Raw genomic sequence first — 6,058 nt, 5'->3', positions numbered from 1 at the left:
TGGGTTGATAGGCCGGAGATGTAAGCCAGGTAACTGGTTCAGTCGACCGGTACTAATAGGCCGAGGGCTTAACTACACCAAATTTTATGCTCGATATGCGTCCACTGTGTGATTCACAGCAAACAACCACCACCCCGCGGGAAGTTTTGGGGGATGTTTGGTGGTGCTGCTGATAGGTGTTTCGGTGGTTATAGCGGAGGGGAAACGCCCGGTCTCATTCCGAACCCGGAAGCTAAGCCCTCCAGCGCCGATGGTACTGCACTCGGGAGGGTGTGGGAGAGTAGGACGCCGCCGGACTCAACGTGAGGAAACGCCCACCCCTTCGGGGTGGGCGTTTTCGCGTTCCGCAAACAAAGTTGGGCCGGCCCCGGACAGGGGACCGGCCCTTTTCGCATATAAGAGATCAATTGCGGAGCCGGCCGGATAGCGTACCGCCGACGCTGAGCCGGTCAGGCGCCGAGCTCCGGGTCGCCCAGCACCTTGCCGGGATTGAAGATTCCCAGCGGGTCCAACGCCTGCTTCACCGCCTGCTGCATACTCAGCACCCCGGCCGACTGCTCCTGCCGCAACCCCCTGCGCTTCAGCAGACCGACCCCGTGCTCGCCGGTCACCGTACCGCCGAGGGCGATCGCGGCCCGCAGCATCTCCTCGAAGGCCGACTGGGCCGATGCCCGGGCATGCTCATCGTCCGCGGGTGTACGGATCAACGGGTGCAGGTTGCCGTCTCCGGCGTGAGCGATCGTTGGGATGGCGACTCCATGCCGCGCCGCGATCTGCTCGATGGAGGCCAGCATTGTCGGGACTGCCGATCGGGGGACGCAGACGTCTTCGGTCAGGACCGGTCCGAGGCGTTCCAGGGCCGGGTAGGCGAGCCGCCGGGCCGCGAACAGGGCTTCCGCCTCGATGTCGTCCGTTGACTGCTCGGCCCATTCCGCGCCGGCCTCACGGAAGATCGTCGTGAGGGCCGTGGCTTCCTCGTCGCCCGCCGCGCCCGGGGTGTCGATCTGGGCCAGGAGCAGGGCTTCGGCTGTGGCGGACACGCCGAGGTGTTTCCAGTCCTCGACCGCCTGCAGGCAGGCGCGGTCCAGCAACTCGAGTGCCGTCGGGAGCAGGCCTCGGCGGGTGGTTGCGGCGACCGCCTCGCCGGCGGCCACGATGCTGCCGAAGGCGCCTACCACGGTACGGGGGGAAGCGGCGCGGGCCGGGCGCAGGCGGAGGGTGATCTCCGTGACGATGCCGAGGGTGCCTTCGGAGCCGACGAACAGGCCGACGAGGTCGTAGCCGGCGACGCCTTTGGTGGTGCGGTGCCCGACGCGTACCTCCGTACCGTAGGGGCCTGCCGGACCACCCACGACCGCTTGCAGGCCGAGGACGTAGTCCCGGGTCACCCCGTATTTCAGGCAGCAGAGGCCGCCGGCGTTGGTGGCCACGTTGCCGCCGATCGTCGACCAGGGGGCGCTGGCCGGGTCCGGCGGATACCAGAAACCGTGCTCGGCGACCGCTGTCTTGAGGTTGTCGTTGATCACGCCCGGTTGCACGACTGCGATCATGTTGTCGGGGTCGATCTCGAGGATGCGGTCCATCCTGGACGTGTCGAGCACGACGCAACCGTCTACCGCGTTCGCGCCGCCGGACAGGCCGGTGCCCGCCCCACGCGCCACCACCGGGATGCGTTGCTTGGCGCACTCCGCGACGATCTGCTGGACCTCTTCGGTGGAGCGCGGACGGACCGCCGCGAGCGGACGGCCGACCGGAGCCCACTCCGCGTCGTCTTGGCTCAGCGAGGCCAGGACGTCGGCGTCCGTGATGACGTCGAGGTGAGGCAGGTCGGCCGGCAACGACATGCCAACGACTCTAGGGCGCGCCCCGATCAGGCGCTCACGAACCGGGGCGGCCGACGTTCACCACGACGACGTCCAGCGGGGCAGTGCCAGCCGGCGCCAGTCGACGTACTTGAAGTTTGTGCTGACCCGGCCCTCGTCGGGAGTGTTCTCACCGTCGTGCAGGACCAGCAGTCCTCGTGGGTAGCCGGGCAGCGCGGTGGAGGTGGCGGCTGCTCCGTCGGAGTGCTGGACGCCGTCGATGCGCGGGCCGTCGCTCACGGTGAAGGTCGTGACCGGTGCGTTGGTGCGGCGGTCGTAGACGAAGAACCGGCTGTCGCCCTGGCCGGACACGAGCACGTAGTTCTCGTAGATGGTGGCTCCCTCGACGTCGGCGTGGATTCTGCCGCCCTCGCCCGGGCCGGTGATCGTGCAGTCGGCGTTGTACGGGGCGCCGAACTCGGTGACGTGCTCGATCACGCGCTTCTTCTTCGTGCGCAAGTCGATGCGCCAGAGGCCGACGTCCTCCTGGCCGGCGTAGAGCACGTGCGTCTCGGCGTCGATGACCATGCCCTCGACCTGGGGATCCTCGCCAGGGTCCGCGCACGGCGTCCAGCTGCTGCCGTCCCTGAGGGTGAAGGTGCGGGGCAGGTCGAGGGTCTCGCGGCGGACGTACGACACCCTGCCGCCGCGGTCACGGATCTCGAAAAAGCCGAGGCGGGTGGTGTGGCGGCGGCTGACGACGGCGAGGTTCCCGTACGTGGCCAGGCCGTAGCCGGTGGCCTGGCCCTCGACCTCGTCCTGGTTCCTGGAGAACAGCAGGGGCGGGTCGGCGGCGGTCACGTCGCGGAGCCGCAGGGTGCGCGGGTCGATCCGGTAGAACCGCAGCTGGTCGCGGCCCCGGTCGGTGACGACGACGAGGTTGCCGCGGGTGACGTCCACATTGTTGAAGCGGCCGCCGTCGCCTGTGGGGATCGACTGGAGCTCTTGGCCGGCGAGGTCGTACACGCGCAGGCCGCCGTTCTTGGCGGTGCCGATCACCAGGCTGCGGGCGCGGTCCCGCGGGTGCACCCAGATCGCGGGGTCGTCGGCGTCCGCGTCGCCGCCGGCCTCGTCGTCGAAGAGGGCGGGCGTCTCGGTGGTGGCGGTGACCGGGCGGTGGTGGTGGCCGCCGGCCCGGGCGGGGCTGCCGGCGACAAGAAGGGCACCGGCGATCGTGAGTGCGAGAGTACGCATGCCCACCGACAATCGTCGACCGGTGTGGCCGCGGGGTGAACGCTCGGTCAACCGTCGATGCGGGTGATGTTGCGGATCTTGTTGGAGGCGTCGAGCGCCGCGACCTTGTACGCCTCGGCGAGCGTCGGATAGTTGAACACCGCGTCGATGAGGTAGTCGATCGTGCCGCCGCAGCCCATCACCGCCTGTCCGATGTGCACGATCTCGGTCGCCCCGGTGCCGAAGACGTGCACGCCCAGCAGCTTGCCGTCGCTGGGGGAGACCAGGAGCTTGAGCATCCCGTACGAGTCGCCGACGATCTGGCCGCGGGCGAGCTCGCGGTAGCGGGCGATGCCCACCTCGAAGGGAGTCGCGTCGTCGGTCAGCTGCTCCTCGGTCGCGCCGACGAAGCTGATCTCGGGGATGGTGTAGATGCCGATCGGCTGCAGCTGGTGCATGTCCCGGGCGGGCTCACCGCAGGCGTGGTGCGCCGCGAGCCGGCCCTGCTCCATCGACGTCGACGCCAGCGCCGGGAAGCCGATGACGTCCCCGACCGCGTAGATGTTCTCCACCGCCGTACGGAAGTTGGTGTCGACCTCGATGCGGCCGCGACGGTCGGCACTCAGGCCGGCCGCCTCCAGGGACAGGTCGTCGGTCTGCCCCTGCCGCCCGGCGGAGTACATGACCGTGTCGGCGACGATCTTCTTGCCGCTCTTGAGGATGCACAGGGCTGCGGTCTGGTGCCGCTCGACGGCGGCGACCTCTTCGCCGAACCGGAACGTCACGGACAGGTCCCGCAGGTGGTACTTGAGCGACTCGATGATCTCCTCGTCGCAGAAGTCGAGCATCTTGTCGCGGCGCTCGACCACCGTCACCTTGGTGCCCAGCGCGGCGAAGAGCGACGCGTACTCCATGCCGATCACTCCGGCGCCGACCACGACCATGCTGCGCGGGACGGCCTCGAGGTTGATCACCCCGTCGGAGTCCACGATCGTCCGGTCGTCGAAGTCCACGCTGTCCGGGCGCGCGGGCCGCGTACCGGCAGCGATGATGATCTTCTCGGCGGTGACCTTGCTCTCCCGGCCGTCGCCGCCGTCCACCCAGATCGCGTGCGCGTCCGCGAACCGGCCGGTGCCGGTGATCATGGCGACCCGGTTGCGGGCCAGCTGGTTGCGGATCACGTCCGTCTGCCGGCTGATCACGTGCTGGGTGCGCGCGGCCAGGTCGGAGACGGTGATCTCGTCCTTGAGCCGGTAGCTGCTGCCGTAGAGGTCACGCTGGCTGAGGCCGGTCAGATACAGAACAGCCTCACGCAGGGTCTTGGACGGGACCGTGCCGGTGTTGATGCACACCCCGCCGATCATGTCGCGCCGGTCGACGATCGCGACCCGCTTGCCGAGTTTCGCCGCGGCGATGGCCGCCTTCTGCCCACTGGGCCCCGAGCCCAGGACCACCAGGTCGTAGTCGCTCACCAGCCCAGCGTCGCAGCCGGGAAGCGGTCCGCGCTACGGGTTCTCGCACAAAGCCTTCACCGGCATCTGCATGGTCGGGGCGTGTCCGGGCGGCCAGGGGGAACCGTACAGCTCGGCGGACATCACGACGGTCATCCACGGGACCCACGGGCCGCGCAACATCATGGGCTGGGCGCCCTGGAAGTACAGGTTCACGGACCAGTCGAGCGGGTTCGGCTGGATGAGGATGAGCGAGCGGAACTCGTACGCCTGCTCCCCGTCGGAGCCGCGCATGACGAGTCGCTGGCTGGTGAGAGTCACCGCCTGCCGACCTTGGAGGCGCCACCCGCTGCGGGGTGCGCTGCTGGCGCTGGTGAAGAAGAACCCGCCACTGGCGAAGATGCCGCTGGAGTAGTCGACGTCGGCCGAGTAGTAAGCCAGCATGTTCGCGAGGAAGGCGCCGTACTGCTTCTCGCCGGCGCCGAGCGCCACGGTGGGCTTGACGGGAGCGGGATGCCCGCCACGCTGGACAAGACGAGCAAGCAGCGACATCGAGCGCCACCCGGCCTCGGTCTGGTCCTTCGTGAAGTCCCACGTCTTCGGAGAAGAATCGCTTGTCACGTCACCGAGCCTGACACGCAGGGTAATGAGCCACCACTGCTTTCGCCCAGCCGTGGGGCGAATTGCCCACAGCGAGGACGGGGGGTGCCCGAACGTCCGGGGTCGACCCCCCACCGGGTGCCACCCGGGAGGATGAACAAATGCAGCGTGCAAAGGTCGGACCGTTGTCCTGTCTGGTCGCCGGCTCGGGTTCGCCGGTGGTCTTCCTCCACGGCCTCGCCGGCAGCGCCTCCGAGGCGCCGCTCAGACTGCGGGGCCACCGCGTGATCGCCCCGGACCAGCGCGGCCACGGACTCAGCACCCGGCGGCCGGACGACCTGTCCCGCACGGCCTACGTCGAGGACGTGGTCACGGTGATCGACACCCTGGCCGACGGCGGGCCGGTGGCGCTGGTGGGCCAGTCGATGGGAGCGCACACGGCCATGCTGACGGCCGCTCGGTATCCCTCGCTGGTCAGCCGGCTGGTGATGCTGGAAGGCGGGGTGGGCGGCAGCGAGGACGACTACCCCACGCGGCTCGGCAGGTGGTTCGCCTCCTGGCCGGTTCCCTTCCCTTCCCGTACGGCCGCGGTCGACTTACTGGGCGACACGGGCCTCGGCCGGGCCTGGGCCGCCGACCTGGAGGAGCGGGACGACGGCTTCTGGCCGCGCTTCGACGCCGACATCATGGAGGCGGCCATCCGTCCGGTGGCCGAGCGTGCTCGCTGGGACGAGTGGTCGCGCATCACGGCTCCGACGCTCGTGGTGCGAGGTGAGGACAGCAAAGTGCCGGACGAGGAGGTGCACCGGATGCTTTCACTTCGGCCGGATGTCTCCTGCGTCACGATTCCGGGAACGACGCACGACGCCCACCTCGACCGGCCGGAGGCCTGGAGCGAGCTCTTGGCGGACTTCCTGAACAGCTGACCGGTGCGTTCCGGGCCGGCCCGAGCCGGCCCGGAACCGTCACCAG

At 69.1% G+C, this 6,058-nt stretch carries 5 protein-coding genes and 2 rRNA genes; 3 read left to right on the top strand and 4 right to left on the bottom strand.

Annotated elements, in window-relative coordinates; all coding sequences use genetic code 11:
• Positions 1-76, top strand: a 23S ribosomal RNA gene (locus tag AB0J80_RS11920); the annotation flags it as partial.
• 104 nt (positions 77-180) lie between these two features.
• Positions 181-297: ribosomal RNA gene (gene rrf / locus AB0J80_RS11915) — 5S ribosomal RNA — on the top strand.
• A gap of 152 nt (positions 298-449) precedes the next feature.
• On the opposite strand, the gene AB0J80_RS11910 is transcribed toward rrf, so the two are convergent.
• The 4 genes from AB0J80_RS11910 to AB0J80_RS11895 are packed head-to-tail and all read right to left on the bottom strand — an operon-like array spanning position 450 to position 5,107.
• Positions 450-1,844 carry an FAD-linked oxidase C-terminal domain-containing protein gene (locus AB0J80_RS11910; RefSeq protein WP_364703667.1) on the bottom strand — a complete coding sequence of 465 codons (1,395 nt, stop codon included), beginning with the start codon at positions 1,842-1,844 and terminating at the stop codon, positions 450-452.
• Between the two features lie 57 nt (positions 1,845-1,901).
• Positions 1,902-3,056: a phytase gene (locus AB0J80_RS11905; RefSeq protein WP_364703664.1), complete on the bottom strand. Its 1,155-nt coding sequence runs from the start codon at positions 3,054-3,056 to the stop codon at positions 1,902-1,904.
• A gap of 47 nt (positions 3,057-3,103) precedes the next feature.
• Positions 3,104-4,507: a Si-specific NAD(P)(+) transhydrogenase gene (gene sthA / locus AB0J80_RS11900; protein ID WP_364703661.1), complete on the bottom strand. Its 1,404-nt coding sequence runs from the start codon at positions 4,505-4,507 to the stop codon at positions 3,104-3,106.
• 33 nt (positions 4,508-4,540) lie between these two features.
• On the bottom strand, positions 4,541-5,107 hold the full coding sequence (locus tag AB0J80_RS11895) for a hypothetical protein (protein ID WP_364703658.1): 567 nt from the start codon (positions 5,105-5,107) through the stop codon (positions 4,541-4,543).
• 140 nt (positions 5,108-5,247) lie between these two features.
• Between AB0J80_RS11895 and AB0J80_RS11890 the strand changes: the two genes are divergently transcribed.
• Positions 5,248-6,012 carry an alpha/beta hydrolase gene (locus AB0J80_RS11890; RefSeq protein WP_364703656.1) on the top strand — a complete coding sequence of 255 codons (765 nt, stop codon included), beginning with the start codon at positions 5,248-5,250 and terminating at the stop codon, positions 6,010-6,012.
• The last annotated feature ends 46 nt before the right edge of the window (positions 6,013-6,058 follow it).

Source organism: Actinoplanes sp. NPDC049548, assembly GCF_040676695.1.
Taxonomy (GTDB): domain Bacteria; phylum Actinomycetota; class Actinomycetes; order Mycobacteriales; family Micromonosporaceae; genus Actinoplanes.
This window is presented reverse-complemented; position numbering and strand designations above follow the sequence as displayed.